The following is an 18,832-nucleotide window of genomic DNA, read 5'->3' as shown; positions in this document are numbered from 1 at the left end:
GGGCACGCTGCTGGCGCCCTCGCAAGTGACCACGGCGTTGAGCCCGCGACCGGGTCAGCAGGTGGTTGCGGTCGCGCTCAAGTCCAGCCAGCTCCCGGCCCGCGGCCTAGCGCCGGGCGACCAGGTACTGGTGATCGCCACCCCCGGTCAACAGGGACAGAGTCCGGCGACCACCGCGGGCGGAGATCAGTTGACGCAGGATACGGCGGCGACCATCGACCAGGTCAGTGGCGCCGATGCCGAGGGCAGTGTGCGGGTCGATCTGGTGGTCGACGCCCGGGTGGGCCCGGCGATCGCCAAACAGGCGTCCACCGGGCGCCTAGCGGTGGTGGTGACCTCACGGGGGCCACGGTGAGCGTGATCGCCTTCACCAGCCCCGGCGACGCCCCCGGAGCCACCACCACGGCGTTTGCGATGGCGCTGACCTGGCCGAGCTGGGTGCTGCTGGCCGAGTGCTCCCCGGCCGGCGGGCAGATTCTGCGCGGCTACTTCCAATGCCATACCCCGCCGGTGGGCGGGCTGTGGGAGTTGGCGCTGGCCGCCGTGCACGGCTCAGACGCCGCCGAGGCCGCGGTGTGGGAGCAGACGATCGCGTTGGACGACGAACACCAGCATCTGCTACTGCCCGGTCTGGTCGACCCGTTCCAGGCCACGGAACTCTCAGCGGCCACCTGGGACAATCTGACGGCGACGTTGTCGGCGCTGCCGTTCAGCGTGCTCGCCGACACCGGACCGATCAGCCCCGAGCAGCCATTCGCCCTGTTGCGCGCCGCCGAGCTGGTGGTCGTGGTGATGCGGCCGACGCTGGCTCAGGTCGCCGCGGCACGCCCGCGGATTGCCCGGCTCCGCCAAGCCCTGGGCCCGACCGTGCCGTTGGCGTTGTGCCTGATCGGGGAACGTCCCTACACCGTCCGCGATCTTCGCGCCGAGCTCGGCGAGTTCGCGGTGACCGCCACGATGCCGATCGACGAAAAGGCGGCCGACGTACTGTCGCAGGGCGGCGGCAGCGACCGGGCCCGCCGCCGGATTGAGGTCAGTCCGCTGATGCGCGCCGCCCGCACCGCCACGAACCACATATTGAGCTTCACGACCGCGCAACGCGGGGCCTTGACCGGACCAAGCTCCGGACGGGCCCCAGGAGTGGGAGAGAGGCGGCCATGAGCAACCGTTCACTATGGCCCACCGGTGGACCGGCTGGATGGCCCCGCTCGGCTGCCGGACGTCAGGCGACGGGCGGCATCGTGGATGGGCCCCCGGCTGGCTGGCGACCAGGCGCCCTGCCCGCAGAACGGACGGGTGTCGAGGAGGCCGCCGTGCGCGGCGCGGTCGCCGACATCAACCGGGCCTTGGACGACCAGATCACCGCCGACACCACGCCCGAGCAAGCACGAACGCTCATTGCCACCGAGGTACGGACGTGGATCGCCGACCAGGCCGGCTCGGGCCGCTACCGGCTCACCGCCGAACTGGAAGCACGGTTGGTCGGCGCGGTCTACAACGAACGATTCGGACTCGGGGCCCTTCAACCACTGTTGGAGGACCCGGACATCGAAACAATCGATGTCAACGGCGCGCACCAGGTCTGGATCAACTACGCCGACGGCCGCAAGGAGCCAGGCGAGCCGGTCGCCGACTCCGACGCACAGATGGTCGAGCTGATCCGCCGGTGGGGCGCCTACCAGGGCCAGACCGCCCGCGACTTCTCACCCGCCAAGCCAAAGCTCCGGTTGGCGTTGCCGGACGGCTCCCGGTTGACCGCGCTGATGACAGTGACGCCGTGGCCGTGCCTGTCGATCCGGCGGCACCGGATGCTCGACGTCGACCTGGACCAGCTCGTCGATAACGGCACCCTCGACCCAGGCTTGCGGGAGTTCCTGCGCGCCGCCGTCGCCGCCCGCAAGGACATCGTGGTGACCGGCGGGATGGGCAGCGGCAAGACCACCTTCGCCCGTGCACTGGCCGCCGACTTCGACCGCGACGAGCGCATCGTCACCGTCGAGAACGAGTACGAGCTGTTCCTGCACACCCTGCCGCACCGGCACGCCGACATCGTGGCGATGGAGGCCCGCGAGCCCAACGCCGAAGGCGTCGGCGGCATCCCGGTCCGCCAGCTGGTCACCGACGCGCTGCGGCTGAACGCCAAACGGATCATCGTCGGTGAGGTCCTGGGCGATGAGCTCCTGCCGATGCTGACCGCGATGAACACCGGCGGCGAAGGCTCCCTGTGCACCATCCACGCCGACTCGGCGGGCGAAGTGTTCGCCCGGATGCTGATCCTGGCCGACTCCGGCGGCCTGACCTACCCACCCGCCACCCTCTTCCAGCTGGCAGGCATGGCAGTGGACTTCGTCGTCCACCTCACCCACCAGGTCCACCACCAGCACGGCCACCCAGTGAACCAGCGCTACGTCTCCGAAGTGCTGGAGGTGCTCCCGCCTGGCGACACCGACGAACCGGCCACCAACCAGGTCTACGTCCCTCGCCGGGACGGTCGGGCGGTGCCACACACCCTGCCGCAGTGCGCCGCCGAGCTGGAGGCGGCCGGGTTCGAGCTGTCCTACTTCCACGTGGGGGCGAACCGGTGACCAGCAACGCCGTTCTCGCCGCGCTCGCCGCCAGCCTGGTCATCGCCGGGCTGTTGCTGATCGTAGCCGCCTGGACCCGCACGGATCTGCTGCCCGAACCACCGGCCGGGCGCCCGCGACGGCAGCTGGTGCAGTGGCGATCACGGCGTACCCTACTGGAAACCGCTCTGGCCACAGCCACAGGCATCGGAGCGTGGGCGGCCACTGGGTGGCCGGTGGCCGCGATCGCGGTCACCGCCGCAGTCCTCGCCCTGCCGCGCCTGCTGGGTGGACGAGCCGTGCAGCAGCGCATCGCCCGGCTGGAAGCCATGGAGGCCTGGACCCGCCAGCTCGCCGACGTGCTCACCACCGGCACCGGCATCGAAGACGCGCTGCTGACCACCGCATCCAGCCCGCCCGGCCCGATCGCCGCCGAAGTGACCGCACTGCGGCGACGATTGGAATACCGCGTCACCACCGAAGACGCACTGCGCGCCTTCGCCGACGACCTGGCCCACCCGGTCGGCGACACCATCGCCGCCACCCTGATCATCGCCTCCCAGGTCCGCGGACGCGGCCTGCACCAGGTGCTGACCGCGCTGGCCGGCACCGTGGCCAAGGACGTGGCCATGCAGCGCGAGATCGACGCCGAACGCGCCACCCACCGCACCACCGCCATCTGGGTCGTGGTCGCACTCGCCGCGTTCGTCGGCTTCGCCATGCTCAACCGCACCTACGTGGCCCCGTTCGGCACCCCGACCGGGCAGCTGATGCTCGTCCTCGTCGTCGCGCTGTACGCCGGAACCGTCGTGTGGCTGCACCGACTGGCCACCCCCGCCCCGGGACACAGATTCTTGCCAGAACACCGGAGACGCCGATGACAATCACGCTTGTGCTCACCGCAGGTGGGCTCGTCGGGCTGGGGCTGTTCTTGTGCGTGAGAGAACTGTTCCCCGCCCCGCCGCAGCTGGCCGCCGCCTTGGACCGCTTCGCTCCGCCGACACGACGCCCGGCGGCCGACGTTGTTGTCCCCGATGGTCGAGCAGCGCAGATCGGGGGGTGGCTGGCGGCGCGCATCACCGGCACCGCCTTGGACGTCCGGATCCCGCGGCGGGACCTGGCGCTGATCGGCAAGTCCTCAGAGGAGTATCTGGTCCAGAAGCCCGCCATGACCGGCCTCGGGCTCGCCGTGCCGACCGTGCTGTGGACCCTGTTGATGCCGCCGGTGCCGTGGCTGATCAGCACCGGCTCCACCCTGGCCTACGCCGCGATCATGTTCGCCGCGCCGGACATCGCGCTGCGCAGCCAAGCCAAGGAGGCGCGCGAGGAGTTCAAGGTCGCGCTCATCGCCTACCTGGACCTGATCAAGATGGCCCGCGCCAGCGGCGCCGGACCCGGCGAGGCCCTGGAAGCCCCAGCTCGGGTTTGCCGCGGATGGGCGTTCCAGCGGATCGCCGCCACCGTCGACCCGGCAGCCCGCGGCACCCGCGACCCGTGGGACGAACTCGCCCGCCTGGCCGACCAGATCGGCGTCCGCGAACTCGCCGACACCGCCGCGATCGCTCAGCGCGCCGGCACCCAAGGGGCCGCGATCCTCGACAGCCTCACCACCAAGGCCGCCTCCCTGCGCGAGCAGCAACTCGCCGCCGCCCTCGCCCGTGCCAAATCCCGCACCGAGACCATGACCCTGCCCGTCGCCCTGTCGGTGCTGGGCTATCTGATCCTGCTCGGCTACCCCGCCTACGCCCGAATCACCGGTTCATAACACGACTACGGAGGTCATCCTTGTCATGAAGCGTCCGCAGCTCCCACCCGACCTGGCCTACCTGCGCGCCCGTCTCGACATGTGGCGCGGCGAAGCGCGGGACCGCGGCAGCATCACCCTGGAATGGATGGTGATCATCGGCATCCTCTTTGCCGCCGCCGTCTGGGCCGCCACCAAGATCGTGTCCGCGATCCACTCCCACGCCAACCAGATCAGATAGGGCTCGCTCCGATGGACCCAGGCAGCATCAAGGATGAGCGGGGCAGCGTCACGCTGGAGACCGTCATCGCCGTCCCCGTCGCCTTGCTGGCGGTCCTGTTGACGATAAACGCCGCGCTGTGGTTCCACGCCCGCAACACAGCATTGGCCGCAGCCCAAGAAGGCGTCCGGACTGCACGGGCCTACGACGCCAACCCCGCCCAGGCCAGCAGCACCGCCCTCACCTTCGCCCGCAGCAACGGCGAGGGCTTCCTCCAGTCTCCGAGCGTGGACACCAGCAGCAGCACGGCCACTACCATCGTGGTCCGCGTACGTGGAACCGCCATCTCCCTGGTCCCTGGCCTGCATCTGCACGTCGACCAGGTCGCCCGCGGACCCGTCGAGCGATTCACGGTTCCGTCCGGAAGCAGTGTCAGCGGAGGTGGGTGATGCGCGAACGTCATGCCACCCCCTCACGCCACACAAGCCCCACGTCGGGCGGCCACGGCGATCGCGGTTCGGTGACGCTGGAGCTCGTCATCTTCGCCCCTGCGCTGATCATCATGCTGCTGTTCGTCATCGCTGCCGGACGCATCGCCCAAGCCCACCAAGCAGTGGAGGCCGCCGCACGAGACGCAGCCCGCCAGGCCAGCATCGCCCGCGACCCGGCCACCGCGCAGACGAGCGCGACCAGCAGCGCCCAGGCAGCGCTCCACCGCGAAGGCCTGAACTGTCCCGCGCACGTCAGCGTGGACACCTCCGGCTTCGCCCGCCCCGTCGGAGCCGCAGCTACCGTCACCGCACACGTGACGTGCACCGTCCAGCTCGCCGACGTTTCCTTGGCAGGGGTCCCCACCACCACCGTGAGGTCGCATTTCACCAGCCCGATCGACCCATACCGTGGACGGCAACCATGAGGCGAAGCATCCTGACCCCCGCCCTGGAACTCCGAACCCGAGACGACGGGACGATCAGCCTGCTCGTCATCGTGTTCTTCCTCGCCCTGCTGGCCGCCGCGGGCCTGGTTGTCGACGGCGGCACCAAACTCCGCGCCGCCCGCGAAGCCTCCGCCGTAGCCGAAGAGGCCGCCCGCGCCGGCGCAGGACGGATCGACCGCGACCACGCCTACACCCAAGGCGGCCGGTTCGTCGTCGACCGCACCGCCGCCGTGAGTGCCGCCCGCGCGTACCTAGCGGGCAGCGGAAACACCGGAACCGTCAGCATTACTAGCGGCCAGAAGATCCGCGTAACCGTCACCATCACCGAACCCACCCTCCTGCTATCAGCCATAGGCATCAACGACCTCCAGGTGAGCAAGACCGCCACCGCCGACCTCCTCCAAGGCGTCGAACGGCCCACATCACCCGGTTGATCGCCGATCCTCGCCTCCACGAAAGGCCCTGGGGAGGGTGCTCATCCAACCCGTGACGCCAGAGCCTGGTCCTCCACCTCATAGGGACGATGACGTCGCAGATTCAGGCTGATGCCACCGGGAGTGCGGAGGACGATCGAGAAGCACTCGTTGAAAGTGTCGGTCGTGGTGTCGTCACAGCGGCAGGTGCGCGTGGGATCATCGGGCTGGGCGTTCAGGCCGTGCCGGGGATCCAGCAGCCGATCGAGAACCGATTGATGAGTGACGCCGCCTCGCCACTCCAGTTCCACACGTCGGCGGTTCCCCCAAAGGTGCCAATACTGGGTGTAATCGTTGCCGTTGAGCGCGTGGCATCTGCGGAGGAGCCCTGAAAGGAAGGCGCTGCCGTTCGGCCCGCAATCGCGAAGGTAGCCGTACCGGTCGTGGAAAGCCGTCTCCGCCGGGTGCCAGGTGTCGGGATGGGTGAGCCACGGGACGTTGCCGTGGCTGACCCCGCGCAGTGCATGACGCGCAGCCTGGTCCCACCGCCTGCGGGAGATCCGTACTCGGATCCGCCCCGCCCGGCCTGGCCGGTAAAGGAGCACGAAGCGGTCATGGACCCGCGCGCGCAGCCCGGCGATCCCGTGGACCTCGGCACCCTCCGCTTCGACCCTGGGCAGCACCTGGTCGACAAACTGCGGCACCAGGTAGGGGTGGAGGCTCACCTGCAGTTCCTCGGGCTCCGGGACGAGGTAACGAATCCCCAGGGGCGGATAACAGGTCCGGCGGTTCGCCCACTCCTCTAGGCTCTCGTCCTCCCGGCGATAGTCGAGCTGCCCGCAGGCGAACAGCAACCGCGTTTCGAGAACAGCCAGACCCGGACTGGCGGCGGGTATCAGCGGCTGCGCGGTGTCCAGCACGGACCAGTGTCGTCCGGCGATGGTGGCGGGGCAGCCGGTGTAGGACCGAAACAAACGAAGTCGACGCTGGAAGTGTGAGTGAGGCATGGTGGGTCTCCGTCGCCACCCGGCCTGGCGTGTTGTTCGGAGAAGCGCACACGCAACTTCTGCTCACGTCGGAACGATCTTGTGGAGAGGCGAACGGGCCCCTGGGGTCCACTGGATGATCGCGGCCGGGGCGATCACCGGACGAGGCGGCCACACCGCCCGGAACAAATCCCTGCCCGCAAGCTACGCCACAAGCAGGTGACCTCCAACAAGCGACACCGACGATCACATGACTTTGATGTGCCGAGGAACAGCGTTTGCCCAGCCTCGACTCACCCAAGTAGAACGAACGCCCGACGCCGCCAGGATCCGCGCGTTCTCCCACTCGCCGGGCCCTGCCTTCGGATAGGCCCCGTTGTCGGGCTAGCCTGACATCTCGTCCGCGACATGCTCGATGAGCACGAGCGACTCGTCCTGGGGGAGCGTCTTCTGCCGCAACACTTCGAAGGCGTGCCGGTAGTCGCTGACGCGCTGGTCTTCGCCGGCCACCACCGCAGCAGTTCCCTGGCCCTCCAGATATAGGACCTCCCCGAGATCTCCGTCGAACCCCAGGATGGTGAAGGGCCCGCGCGTCCCAGGGTGGGCTCCCGCCCCGAAGGGCAGGACCGCGATCTCGATGTGGTCGCTGCGCCCTGCCTGGACCAGCCGCCGCAATTGCGCTGGCATGATCTCGGGGTCCACACGTCCTGCCGCCGCAACCGGGGCTTGATCTTCAACTCGGTGTTGGCGTCGTCCAGGACCTCCGTGGAACAGACCCGGGCGTCCTCGCCGCCCTCCTCCTGGAGGACGCGCACCGGCTCCGCACCCAGCTCTGGGAGTCGTGCACCGTCTACAACTTCGGCGGCAAGGACAACGACTTCAACTCGCGCGAGATCGACGAGCCGCCTTTCCGGGACAAGCGCGAGATCATGCAGGCCGTGTCGCTGGCCGCTGACCGGCACGCGCGGCTCGTCGAGCTCGACGCCGACAACGGCGTGGGCGAAACAACGTCGATGCTGACCGGCCTTGCCGAGGCCCTCAGCAAGGCATGGCGCGTCCGCCAGGACCCCGCGCCCGCGGGCGAACACTGATCGTCGAACCAGCGCACGCCGCCTACTCGGCCTCCTGGTGCCGCGTGATCGCCACCAGCAGGCCGATGAGCGTCACACCCACCCCGATCACCGTCGCACAGACCAGAATCGGCGGCGCGAGTGACGGCATCGCCCACACTACGAGCCCGGCAGCCACCCCGATCGAGACCAGTGAGATGCCGCAGCCGATGATCCACCGTGGAACTAGGGGCTGCGGCCCCCGCATGTTTCGTCGTACGCTTGTCATGAGTCTGGCCTCCGCTGAGTGACGGGCTCGAACGGCCCTCGGCGCTTCCACCGCCGGGGGTCGCCCGCTTTCTACGGTGACCGATTCTGTCCCGCATAGACCCGACACCCAAGAAGTGCGCGATAGCGCTCTGACCTGCATAAACACCTCTGCTATATCCCAGAGTCTCTGCTATATCCCAGACTCTGACCTGCGCATACTCCGTCGAAGCAGTAAGGAAGATGTTCCGTTAAAGAACGACAACACCTCCCACTTCGCCAGGGTCTCGATTGGAGTATCCAATGCCGGAAGCGAACGAGTGTCTCTCCCGATGAGGGGTCGCGACCAGCAACAATGCGGAAAGGTGTGTTCCCACTACCTCCCTTACGCTGGGCCACCGGCTAGCAGCGACTCGTGACCGCCCTGCTCGACCGGCTGCCGCTGTCCCGCCGCCAGGTCGACCACGTCGTCAACTCCACGGCGTTCGTTAACCTCCGAGGGCTCCATCCGCTCCGGCAAACCGTGAGTAGCCTGCTCCGCTGGCTGATCTACGTCGCGTCGGCGCCGCGCGGCGGGGAGCTCGTCGTCGTCGGCCGCACCCGCGACTCGTGAACCGCAACGTGTTCGGGCCGCTCCAAGACCCGTCTCTGTTCGGGGCCCTCGCCCACCAGGTCCACTACCTCAACGGCACCTCGACGGCGACGATCCTCGGCCGCACGGTGCACGTCCTCGGCGCCTCCGACGCCAAGGCCGAGAAATCCCTCCGCGGGCTCACATGCGCAGGGCGCCTACGTGGGCGAGCTCACCGTCGTCTCCGAGGAGTTCTTCCAGCAGCTCCTCGGCCGCTGCTCCGTCGAGGGCGCGCGACTGGGCCTGGATGAGTGACCGGGATGCTGCACCGGCATCTGCTACCTCGCATTTACCGGAGCCCTCGGGGGCGCGCCAGATGGTGTCTTCGCCGGTCATCAGCGTCCGCACCCTCTTATCCAGCTCGGCTCTTGCCGCCACAGAGGGCGCGGCGGCACGGATGTAGGCGGCAAGGACTCGAATTTCCCGCGCCGATGCAGGAGTCGCATTCCCGGGTGGTGTTCCAATTCGGGGTCGATGCCGCAGGCGGAGCACATCTCCAACCAGGTGCTTCTGGGGCTGCCGAGGCGAACGACGCGGTAGAGGCTAGGATGAGGTCTTGGGCGCGCGGGCCGAGGCTGACCGAGTCCCAGTCGCAGGCCACGAAGCCGCCACGGACGGGAATCACGTTGCCGGTGTGCGCGTCACCGTGGATCAGGCCGTGGTCCAACTCTGGAGGCATTGCGGCGGTGGGGTAGGCCGTGGTGATGCCGGCGCAGCAGCCAGTGCCGTTGTTGCAAGGTGAGCGCTTCGGGATGCTGGTGCAGGAGGAACCTGAGTGCTGGAGTTCGCGGCAGGAAGCTAATCTTCGTTTCGGTCCAGTTACGGGGGTGGGTCTGACCTGGCGAGAGCCACGTAGCTACTTGTACGCAACTCCCCCGTACTCGATCCACTCATTTGTTTGTTCTTCGCCCGGAATATCGTCGGGACGCCATTTTGTGATGTCTCCCAGGCCAGGAGGTATCACCGTCAGGCCTTCAAAGTAGGCGTCGACTTCTCGGTGAGAGCGAACGCGCCCCCATTTGCCGCCCGTGGCTTCAAGCATTGTGTTCGTCAGTCGCCGCCTAAGATTTGGGTCCTCGGCAACGAGATGCGAAATGGCCAAGAAGCTGCCCTCAGCCAGATGGCTCAACATCTGACGTGCGAGGCCGACCGGGTCGTCCTGGTCAGGAATCTGGTGAAAGAAACTGACGAAGAGGACCGCGACAGGCTCGTCGAAGTTGATGAGTCGCTGCGTGTCGGGCTGGTTTAAGATTCCTTCGGTATTACGCACATCATCGAGGAGGAACACGGTTGTTTCATCTTCCGCGATGAGGTGGCCTGCGTGGATCTTGACGATCGGGTCGTTGTCGACGTAGACCACCCGAGCGTCCGGATGGATCGCTTTCACGACCTGGTGGACGTTGTCCTGGGTGGGAAGACCGGTGCCCACGTCAATGAACTGCTTGACGTCGAATTGCTGGGCAATGGTGCGGACCATCCGGATGAGCCAGCGGCGATTGTTGATCGCCAGCCCGCGAGTTCCGGGGACGGTTTCATCGAGTGCAGCGCATGCCATTCGGTCGGCCTCGAAGTTGTTGTCGCCTCCGAGGTAGTAGTCGTACATGCGAGCTACGTGAGCCTTGCTGGGGTCGATCTCGGGGGGCAGGTCCTCGGTCCGCACCATGCCACGATCCCTTTCCAGTTGTGTGTGTAGGGGTGAGAAACAGGCCCAATCGAGCCCGCAGCCCTGAGGAGGTCTAGATTGTGCCGTCCGAGGGCTCTTCGGCCTTCACATCACGCAGAAGGCCCCGCCATGCGTTCAACGTGAGTGTGAGCTTCGGGCCTGAGGGGTCTTTGGAGTCACGTACGGCCACACCTTCGGCCACGTCAGCAACCTCGACACAGTCGCCGGTCCCTGCGCTACGGGTACTCTTACGCCAAAGCGGCAATCCGCCATTGTTCATGAAACTTACTCCAATCTTATCTTCCGGGCGAGAATCGTAGGGCGAAGGTCGTCATATAGGCACGGGAATCGCTGGCCGATATTGCCTTATCCGCGATTGATTCCCATATCTCTTCGTATGGTTGGACCTGTTCAGGCTTCTCCAGGGTCAGGGAACTGGTGGCGTTCTCGATATGAACGAATACCGGATTACCCTCGTCTCGGAGAGTCAGTAGAGAGAACGGGCCTGCCAAGCTGGCGTGCTCGCCAGCTGTGAAGGGAAGGATTCGAACGGTGATGTTCGCACCGTCGCGCTCCTCCATCAAATGGTGGATCTGACCTGCCATTACCTCTGGGCTCCCGACCCGGCGCGCCAGAACCGCTTCGTTCAGGATGACGTGCAATCGCGGCGGGCGTGAGGTTGAGCGCACGAGGGCCTCTTGACGTTCCATTCGGACCTCGACACGCCGATCGATCTCCTTGGCCGTGTCTGACGGACGGCTGGCCCGGATGACCGCGCGAGCGTAGTCGGCGGTCTGCAAGAGGCCGGGCACGACTTCGGAGCCGTAGGCGCGGATCGCCTCCGCCTCGTCCTCCAAAATGATCAGATTCGCATACTCACTTGAGACCACCGCACCGAAGTTCTCCCACCAGCCCCGCTCGGACGCGCGACGGCGGATGTGCTCCAACTCGGTACGGTAACCCTCGTCGACGACCTCGAAGAGGTCGAGTAGCTTGCGAAGATCTTGTTGACTGACCCCCGCCTTGCGGTTCTCGATCCGGGAGACCTTTGAGGCTGGCCAGCCCAGGCGGGCCGCGACTTCGTCAGCCTGCAGCCCGGCCTCCTCACGGAGCCTGCGCAGCTCCCCCGCAACACGCCGACGTCTCATGCTCGGTGAACCAGCCATCCGCCCCCTTTCACGCTCCTTGCATACCGGAGCAATTTGCTCGCCTCGGCTACTTGCTGTTCTCTGCAGCTTGCAGGGCATGGCAAGTTGGGTCAAGATGCTACATGTCCATGCCGACCTGAACGGACCGCGGCCATACGAACAGGGGCGTGCGGCCTCCTGGGAGGGAGTGGCTCATGCAGCGGCACCAGCGTGCGGCGCAGGCTGCGCGGACATGTATGTCATGTAGGTCGGCTCTGAACTCTCAAGGGCCCAAGCTCTGCAGCAAATGCACCAACGCCGTACTGGACGCTGGCTGGGAGGCTGAGCCCCTCCGCCGCGCTCTGGCGCGCCTTGATCTGTCCGCCGTGGTTGTGTTGATGCGCGTGGCGGCACAGATGTCGCAGGAGGAGTTCGGCCAGGTGGTGGGGCAGTGGTCGCAGACCACCGTCTCCCTCATTGAGAGCGGCAAACGCGACACCCTCTACGACATCCGCGAACTCCTGGCCTGCACAGATGCCATCGGTATGCCGCGGCGTGCCATCGCACCGCTGATTTCTGGCGATCCAGATGCGACCCTGGTCTCAGAGCATGAAGACGGCATGCAGGGAGATCACGTGGAACGCCGTCGGTTCAACAGCTTGATGGCCGCGCTGATGGCCACGGCCGCGCTGCCCGGATTGGATGCGCCGGCCCGGGTAGAGCGCTCTGACATCGAGACACTACGAACCTCATTGACGCGCCTGCGCTCCGACGACCAAGAGCTGGGCGGCGGGGCGGTTGTTCACCAGGCCCGTCGCCAGTACGCCCGGGCCCGCCGTATGCTGGATGAGTCCGACTACACCGACGTGCTAGGTAGTGAACTGCTCGTCATCACCGGCGAACTGGCCGAGGAAGCCGGATGGGCCGCCTTCGATTCTGGAGACCATCAAGCCGCTCGCTTCTTCTACAACGAGGCCCACGTCCTAGCCCTGTCATCCGGCGACGTCGAACTCCAAGCACATGTGCTGCAGACCATGTCCATGCAGGTCAACCATCTTGCCGGGATGGCCAAGCATCGGCGAGAACGTAACCGCTACGCACGTGAAGGCTTGCGCCTTGCCGATGGAAGCGCCGCGGTGGCCCGGCATGAAGGTTCTCCGCGCCTGCAGGCACTCGTTGCCACCCGCCAGGCGGTAGCCCATGCGAACCTGGGTGATGCAGCCGCGTTCCGCAAGTCGATCACGCGGGCCCGTCATGAACTCGACCGTGGGCCCTCCACCGCCGACCGGGCGTGGACGGCTTTTGTAACATCGGGAGAAGTCGACGCGGCCGAAGCATCAGGCTACCTCCGGCTGGGTGAAGCGCAGCGGTCAGTGGAAATCCACTCAAACTCCCTCAACGACACCGAGCTGAGCCCGCGTAACCGTGCCTGCGCGCAAGGCCATCTGGCGGCGACGCTGCTGGAAGTCGGTGACACCGCCGAGGCGATCAACTCCGGCCTGGAAGCAGTGATCAAGATGACTGCGGAGAACATTACCTCGGTGAGGCCGCTAAACCGCATGCACCGTATTCGCAACGCGGCCGAAAGATCCGGGCATGAAGAGTTCTGTGCCAAGTTCGACGCCGCCACGCATGCCCTAGCTGTCTGACCACCATTGAGGACCCTCGATGAGCGGATTGACCTTCGCCCGTATCGACGCCGTCGGCGCAAGACAGCAGCGTGAAATCGTAGCGGGCATACACCGTGACGCCTACGCGAAGCGGATCGCCTCAGGGGACCAGTTTAACGAGCCTGAACCATTCATGGCTCGCTTCGACAACTACTCTTCCAACCCGCGACTCGACCTCGTAATCGCCTATGATGACGCAGAGCCCGTGGGGCAGATCTGGGGCTGGCCGGTCCGATCGACGTCACCCACATGGGATGGCCTGGACACGCTCGATGTCCCCGAGCCACGTTTCACCGAAGAGGATGGTACACGAACGTTCGCCCTGTCGGAGATCATGGTTCGGCAATCCTGGGCGGGCCACGGCATCGCGCACGCTATGCATGACGAGCTCCTTAGCCGGCGCGCGGAGCGCCGGGCCATGCTCCTTGTCGACCCCGAAAATAGCCGCGCTTACAACGCGTATACATCATGGGGATGGTACCGGGTCGGGCGGTTGCTCCCGTCCTGGCCAAATGCCCCGTATTTTGACGTCTTGATACTCGACCTGCCACTCACCCGCGACTCCTAGCCGGTCCGCAAGCCCCTGCAGGACAGCACAGCGCTGACACGGCCTGGTCGGCGACATATCTCACCACGCCCCTGACCCCTTCATAGAAGGAAGTCAGGGGCCTTGGCATGCCTTGCCTAACCCCTCTTCGCCACTTTGTGCTCCAGTTTCATCAGAATAGCAAAGTGCAATGCTCTGAGCGGAGCAGTTATTACACATTGAAATGGCATGTCCGTTGCGCGCGCCCCTAGAATCCCATTACTTGCTTCTCGCGAGCAGTTGGCTGGGTCAGCCGCATGCACCTTGGGCGTCTGACTAAACGGTTCTGAAGACGGCCCTAGCACACGGGTGGAAGACCCAGCTCCCAGACAGGGAAGACGGTCGGGCGAACACATCCCACGACGGCGGTGGCAACGAGATGGACATGGCGCCAGAGGCAACAGTGCCTCCGAAACTGAGGTCAGCCAATGATGGCTGCTACGTCGAGCGCCTCCCCAGGGACGAAAGGATCGCCCAGGCCGCCCGCCGTTGCGTAAGCGGCCTACTCGCTTTGACCAGATGTTCCACAGAATATATCGGCGACGTTGAGCTGATGGCCAGCGAGCTGGGTACCAACGCACTGATACACGGTATCCGAAACACCCGCCGCCACCAGCCAATTCCCCGTGACAGCGCGGAAATCTGGATCTACACCAGAGTGGGGGCGACAGGACGCGAACTGGTCATCAAGGTCTTTGATCCCTTCCGTGGATGGGGGGTCGACGGGACCGACACCTGCGAACAGATGCGAGAGCACGGCCGAGGTCTGCGCCTCATTGCCAACCTTACGCAGGGAAGGTGGGGGCATCACCCCACGATGTCACGACAGGAGACGCCGCCCGTTCCCGGTAAGGCGACGTGGTTTGCATTGCCCTTGCCGTCGTCAGTGCACATACCAAAGGTTCTGAAGATGGATCCGGCACCACCGGTATCCAACCGAGGAGCAGTCGATTACGTTCACGCGATGCTCAGTTCCCGAGGTATCGACGGAATAATTCGCAAGGATTCCTCGACTGTGTCGGTGCTTTCTCTCACATGCGGGCTCACTGTGTGGTATCGGGCCCGTAGCGATGAGTTTTCCTGGGGCTGTCCGGACGGGGATCAGGAGAGATGGCCAGCGTGTGACGTCGTTGAAGTATCCGAACGCCTTGTCGCCGCGCATGCCGTTATCGCCGATGGGAATGCAGCATGAGCGCTCACGACATTGCCGTTCACGGGTCGGCTGCCACTGGTGATCTGATCGAGCTGGACGAGTCCACGCCCGTTGTGGCGCGGTTGTGGAATCTATGGGCGAATGGCAAGGACGCTGGCCCGGCTGAGCAGGAGTTCGGCGAGCGGGTGCAGCAGCTCTACCCGCAGATTTTGGACGTTGCTCGGTTCCGCTGGGTCTTTCGGGCCCGGGCGGTTCGGGTGATGGTCGAGGAGTACCGGCTGCGTCAGTTGCTGGTGGTCGGTGTCGATGTTCCGCTGCGCGACGAGGTGCACGAGATCGCGCAGCGGATCGACCCGGCGACTCGGGTGGTGTATGCCGACACCGACCCGTGGGTGATGATGCACGCGCGTGCGTTGCTGACTTCCCGCGCGCCTGGCGGTTGCGCGCACGTCGACGCGGATCTGTACGAGCCCGGCGCGCTCCTGGATCAGGCAGCGGCGACGCTTTCCCTGGCTGAGCCGGTCGGGGTGCTGCTGACGACCAGCCTGGACGGCGTGGACGATCAGACGGCCGCGCACGCCCTGGCCGTCCTGCGGACCGCGTTGCCCGGCGGGAGCTGTATCGGGATCGGTCACCTGACCGGGGACACCGGCCAGGGACTTGGGGCGCTGGGCGGGTTGTGGGACCGGCCGGTCCCCGGCCTGCCGCACGCGCGGACCCTGGATGGGATCCGAGCCCTGTTCACCGACCTGGAAATGGCCGAGCCGGGTCTGGTCGCAGCGCCGCATTGGCGACCGGAACCGTCCCCCTGGGCGCCGCTGGACGGGGTCGATCTGTGGTGCGGTGTCGGCCGTGTTCGTGCCCGGACGGGTGCGCGGGTGAGTCACCGGGCGGCCGGGAGGTCGCGGTGAACGACCAGCTCGGCGGCGCGGGGCTCAGCTGGGCCCCGTACCTTCCGACCGTCCAGGGGTTGGAGTGGGCGGCGGCCAAGCGCGGTCTGCTTTCCCCGCTCGACCCCACGACACCGCACATGAGCCGTGTCTGGAACGCGCTGGTCGGTGGCAAGGAGAACTACCCCGCTGATCGCACCTTCAGCGATTGGACGGGAGGGGCGTATCCGGGGTTGGTCGCCGCCGCCCAGCATCGGCTTGAGTTCCGGGCCCGCGTGGTGCGGGCCTTGGTCGGCGAGCACGGTATCGGTCAGGTGTTGGTCGCCGGTACCGATCTGCCGGTGCGGGATCTGCCGAGCGAGCCGTTGCGGGCGGAAGTCCATGACGTCGCCCAGCGGATCGATCCGGCGGTCCGGGTGGTCTACGCCGACGCCGACGCCTTCGTCCTGGTGCAGGCCCGAGCTTGGCTGTCCTCCCCGTTTGAGGACACCTGCGTCGACGCCGACCCGACCGACCCTGCCGGAGCGTTGGCCGCGGCCGCGGCCAAGAATCTGCTGGATCTGGCTGAGCCGGTCGGGGTGCTGCTGACGACCAGCCTCGATCCCCTGGACGGCAGCCGCGCCGTCGGGGCCATGGAGCGGCTGCGCGCCGCACTTCCCTGCGGCAGCTACATCGCGGTCTGCCAGCTGACCGGCCGGACCAGCCAGGGGGTGGCCGCTTTGGGCACGTTGCAGGACCGGCCGATCCCCGGTCTGCCGCATCCCCGCACGCCCCAGGACGTGAGGGACCTGTTCGCCGGGCTGGAGATCATCGAGCCGGGCATCGTGCCCGCGCCGCGATGGCGACCAGAGCGCTCCTGCTCGCCGCAGGCGGAGGCGATCGGCCAGGGACCCTCCGATCTGTGGTGCGGCGTCGGCCGCGTCCAGGCCCGCGAGGATGCGCGGTGAGCGCCGGGCAGGTGGTGTGGGACCCGCCGGTGCGGTGTGTCGGGTTCGATTACGGCGGGGTCCTGGACGATCGACGCGGTGCCGTCCAGGACGTTTCCGTGCCGCCCGGTTACGAGGGCTGGCTCACGCTCAACGTCGGGGCTGTGGCACGGCGGCTGGATCAGTCGCTCCCGGTCGATCCGGCGGCCGCCGCGGTGATCCGGTCGCTGCACCGGACCGGGTTGCGGCTGCTGGTCGCCTCCAACACCCTCGCAGGCCAGTCCCGCGAGGCGCAGCTGGTCGCCGCGGGCGTACGGGGGCTGCTGCGGGCCGTATTGCACAGCGCCGAGCTTGGAGTCGCGAAACCGTCACCGAGATTCTTTGACGCGATCACCGCGGCTAGCGGCGGGTGCTCTCCCGCCGAGATCTGCTACGTGGGCAACCGGGTCCACAGCGATGTGCTCCCGGCGGTGGCGGCGGGGATGCGGGCGGTGCTGATCGCGCCGCCGGCCTCGACCGCCGATCGGTCGGCGGGCCAGCCGGCTGACGGAACTGCCGGTGAGGTCCCCGATGGGGTGCCGGTGATTGAGTATGTGCGGGAATTGCCTGCCCTGCTCGCCCGGCTGACGGCACCGGGAGACGCGTGGTGAACGTGATCGAGGTGCCGGAGGTTTTCGCCTGCTCCGTGCAGAGCCTGTGGCACGCCCATCTACATCAGGGCCACCTGTACCACGACTTCCTGGAGCAGCTGCGGCCCGTGGCGGCACGGGCGGCGCTGTGGGTCGTACGGCAGGCCGACAGCGGCTCAAGCCTGGGAACGAGCTGGGGCCCGGTCCTGGTGTTGGCGTGGCCGACGCGAAGGAGCGCACGGTGAGCGCTCTGCTGACGGTCGCGACGCTGGACTTACAGGATGGCGTGCGCCTGGATCTGGTTCCCGGCCTGGTGCGGCAGATCGGCCGGGACGTGGACGTCCTTGTCCTCCAAGAGGGCAAGGGCTGGGACCGGGACGGGCAGGCGCGCCGGTTCGAGGCCGAGGAGCTGCTGCGTCCGCTGGGCCTGGACCGCAGTTTCCTGACCCGCAGCACCCGGGGAACCTTGCACGAGCTGGTGTTCGTGCGCTCATCGCGGCTGCGGCCGAAGCAGCATTGGACCCCCGATCTGCCGGATGTGTTCCACGATCAGGTCGGCTGGCAGCATTTCCGCGTCCAGGAACCCCAGGAGGACGAACCGCAGGCCGGGGAGCCACAGGAGGACGAACCGCAGGAGGACCAGGCGGTTCCGGAGCTGGCGATTCAGAGCGCCCAGTGGGCGCACTGGTCTGGGGACGTCCGGCTGGACGCGGCGCAGAAACTGACCCGCTACGCCGCCCCGGGCTGCTGGGCGATCATCGCGGGCGATTTCAACTCGTTGTGGCCGGACTGCTGGCGGCGGCGCCGGTTTCTGCCGGGGTGGACCCGGCTGCACCGGGAGTTCGAGCCGGACTGGTCCCGGCGCCCGCCGCACAAGCGGCTGCACAAGACCCTGCCGCCCGGGGCCCGGCCACCGGCCGACCTGCGGCGGCGGCTGTGGGCTTGGTGGGGCGGTGACCGGCTCGGCGGGCGGGTGGTGTCGGACCGGCGGGCGTTGTCGGTGCTGGCCGAGGCCGGTTTCCAAAGTGCGGGCTGTCTGGCCGACGACATGACCGTGACGGTCAACGCCCACATCGATCAGGGGCAGGGCGGCCGGATCGACCACATCGTGCTCAGCCCCGCATTGGCCGCCGCGGTCGTTCCCGGCTCCTACGGCGTGGCCATCAGCGAGGTCGGCGATCAGGCCAGTGATCACCGCCTGGTCTGGGTCACCCTCGACCTTTCCCGCGCTCTTTCCCCCACCGCCTCCACGCGCGCGGACATCTCTTCCGGTCCATCACCGCGCTGGTGGCGCAGCGGATCGCGGCATCGCTCATGGCTGCGCGCGACCCGCTGGTGCCGGTGCTCCACCGCGCCCACGTCTTGTCCGACCGATCC

Annotated in this window: 22 protein-coding genes and 1 pseudogene; 18 read left to right on the top strand and 5 right to left on the bottom strand. The window is 67.0% G+C overall.

From position 1 onward, the window contains the following. From E1264_RS43665 to E1264_RS25095, 9 genes and pseudogenes are all read left to right on the top strand, one after another. Positions 1-355: pseudogene (locus E1264_RS43665) on the top strand (hypothetical protein); the annotation flags it as partial. Beyond that, positions 352-1,161, top strand: a complete 810-nt coding sequence (locus E1264_RS25125; protein ID WP_132177634.1) for a hypothetical protein — start codon at positions 352-354, stop codon at positions 1,159-1,161. The pseudogene E1264_RS43665 and the gene E1264_RS25125, both read left to right, overlap by 4 nt. A gap of 152 nt (positions 1,162-1,313) precedes the next feature. Continuing rightward, the gene (locus E1264_RS25120; protein ID WP_165964367.1) at positions 1,314-2,585 is read left to right on the top strand and encodes an ATPase, T2SS/T4P/T4SS family; all 1,272 of its coding nucleotides are present in this window, start codon (positions 1,314-1,316) and stop codon (positions 2,583-2,585) included. After that, positions 2,582-3,445: a type II secretion system F family protein gene (locus tag E1264_RS25115; protein WP_132177630.1), complete on the top strand. Its 864-nt coding sequence runs from the start codon at positions 2,582-2,584 to the stop codon at positions 3,443-3,445. Before E1264_RS25120 ends, E1264_RS25115 begins: the two co-directional genes overlap by 4 nt. Further along, entirely contained in the window at positions 3,442-4,329 is an 888-nt protein-coding gene (locus tag E1264_RS25110; protein ID WP_132177628.1) for a type II secretion system F family protein, read from the top strand. Before E1264_RS25115 ends, E1264_RS25110 begins: the two co-directional genes overlap by 4 nt. Positions 4,330-4,354: 25 nt before the next feature. Beyond that, positions 4,355-4,549 (top strand): hypothetical protein, encoded by a 195-nt coding sequence (locus tag E1264_RS43660; protein ID WP_165964366.1) that lies wholly within the window; start codon positions 4,355-4,357, stop codon positions 4,547-4,549. Between the two features lie 11 nt (positions 4,550-4,560). Then, a complete protein-coding gene (locus tag E1264_RS25105; protein WP_165964365.1) occupies positions 4,561-4,977 on the top strand; it encodes a TadE family protein in 417 nt (138 codons plus the stop codon). A 71-nt stretch (positions 4,978-5,048) separates the two neighbouring features. Next, positions 5,049-5,444 (top strand): TadE/TadG family type IV pilus assembly protein, encoded by a 396-nt coding sequence (locus tag E1264_RS25100; RefSeq protein WP_207936161.1) that lies wholly within the window; start codon positions 5,049-5,051, stop codon positions 5,442-5,444. Next, positions 5,441-5,899 (top strand): pilus assembly protein TadG-related protein, encoded by a 459-nt coding sequence (locus tag E1264_RS25095; protein WP_132177624.1) that lies wholly within the window; start codon positions 5,441-5,443, stop codon positions 5,897-5,899. The genes E1264_RS25100 and E1264_RS25095 overlap by 4 nt, the downstream gene beginning before the upstream one ends. Positions 5,900-5,940: 41 nt before the next feature. On the opposite strand, the gene E1264_RS25090 is transcribed toward E1264_RS25095, so the two are convergent. Beyond that, on the bottom strand, positions 5,941-6,798 hold the full coding sequence (locus E1264_RS25090; RefSeq protein ID WP_132177622.1) for a hypothetical protein: 858 nt from the start codon (positions 6,796-6,798) through the stop codon (positions 5,941-5,943). 450 nt (positions 6,799-7,248) lie between these two features. Then, the gene (locus E1264_RS25085; RefSeq protein ID WP_279491372.1) at positions 7,249-7,566 is read right to left on the bottom strand and encodes a Scr1 family TA system antitoxin-like transcriptional regulator; all 318 of its coding nucleotides are present in this window, start codon (positions 7,564-7,566) and stop codon (positions 7,249-7,251) included. A gap of 236 nt (positions 7,567-7,802) precedes the next feature. Here E1264_RS25085 and E1264_RS43655 point away from each other — a divergent pair, with 236 nt between their 5' ends. Beyond that, on the top strand, positions 7,803-7,955 hold the full coding sequence (locus tag E1264_RS43655) for a hypothetical protein (protein ID WP_165964364.1): 153 nt from the start codon (positions 7,803-7,805) through the stop codon (positions 7,953-7,955). 640 nt (positions 7,956-8,595) lie between these two features. Further along, positions 8,596-8,793, top strand: coding sequence for a hypothetical protein (locus E1264_RS25080; protein WP_132177618.1), 198 nt, complete (start codon positions 8,596-8,598; stop codon positions 8,791-8,793). Positions 8,794-9,667: 874 nt separating this feature from the next. On the opposite strand, the gene E1264_RS25070 is transcribed toward E1264_RS25080, so the two are convergent. From E1264_RS25070 to E1264_RS25060, 3 genes are all read right to left on the bottom strand, one after another. Then, positions 9,668-10,474 (bottom strand): SAM-dependent methyltransferase, encoded by an 807-nt coding sequence (locus tag E1264_RS25070; RefSeq protein WP_132177614.1) that lies wholly within the window; start codon positions 10,472-10,474, stop codon positions 9,668-9,670. A gap of 73 nt (positions 10,475-10,547) precedes the next feature. Continuing rightward, a complete protein-coding gene (locus tag E1264_RS25065; protein ID WP_132177612.1) occupies positions 10,548-10,754 on the bottom strand; it encodes a DUF397 domain-containing protein in 207 nt (68 codons plus the stop codon). A 16-nt stretch (positions 10,755-10,770) separates the two neighbouring features. Further along, complete coding sequence (locus tag E1264_RS25060) at positions 10,771-11,640, bottom strand: helix-turn-helix transcriptional regulator (RefSeq protein ID WP_165964363.1); 870 nt, start codon at positions 11,638-11,640, stop codon at positions 10,771-10,773. A gap of 176 nt (positions 11,641-11,816) precedes the next feature. Here E1264_RS25060 and E1264_RS25055 point away from each other — a divergent pair, with 176 nt between their 5' ends. The 7 genes from E1264_RS25055 to E1264_RS25020 all read left to right on the top strand — a co-directional run. Then, the gene (locus E1264_RS25055) at positions 11,817-13,250 is read left to right on the top strand and encodes a hypothetical protein (protein WP_132177608.1); all 1,434 of its coding nucleotides are present in this window, start codon (positions 11,817-11,819) and stop codon (positions 13,248-13,250) included. 19 nt (positions 13,251-13,269) lie between these two features. Then, entirely contained in the window at positions 13,270-13,839 is a 570-nt protein-coding gene (locus E1264_RS25050) for a GNAT family N-acetyltransferase (RefSeq protein ID WP_207936149.1), read from the top strand. Positions 13,840-15,045: 1,206 nt separating this feature from the next. Further along, positions 15,046-15,921, top strand: a complete 876-nt coding sequence (locus tag E1264_RS25040) for an SAM-dependent methyltransferase (protein ID WP_132177604.1) — start codon at positions 15,046-15,048, stop codon at positions 15,919-15,921. Further along, positions 15,918-16,847: an SAM-dependent methyltransferase gene (locus E1264_RS25035; RefSeq protein ID WP_132177602.1), complete on the top strand. Its 930-nt coding sequence runs from the start codon at positions 15,918-15,920 to the stop codon at positions 16,845-16,847. Before E1264_RS25040 ends, E1264_RS25035 begins: the two co-directional genes overlap by 4 nt. After that, complete coding sequence (locus E1264_RS25030; RefSeq protein WP_165964361.1) at positions 16,844-17,476, top strand: HAD family hydrolase; 633 nt, start codon at positions 16,844-16,846, stop codon at positions 17,474-17,476. The genes E1264_RS25035 and E1264_RS25030 overlap by 4 nt, the downstream gene beginning before the upstream one ends. Beyond that, positions 17,473-17,700: a hypothetical protein gene (locus E1264_RS25025; RefSeq protein ID WP_132177597.1), complete on the top strand. Its 228-nt coding sequence runs from the start codon at positions 17,473-17,475 to the stop codon at positions 17,698-17,700. The genes E1264_RS25030 and E1264_RS25025 overlap by 4 nt, the downstream gene beginning before the upstream one ends. After that, on the top strand, positions 17,697-18,832 hold a 1,136-nt coding region (locus E1264_RS25020), incomplete at its 3' end, for an endonuclease/exonuclease/phosphatase family protein (protein WP_207936148.1). The genes E1264_RS25025 and E1264_RS25020, both read left to right, overlap by 4 nt.

It is taken from the genome of Actinomadura sp. KC216 (genome assembly GCF_004348535.1).
GTDB lineage: Bacteria > Actinomycetota > Actinomycetes > Streptosporangiales > Streptosporangiaceae > Spirillospora.
This window is presented reverse-complemented; position numbering and strand designations above follow the sequence as displayed.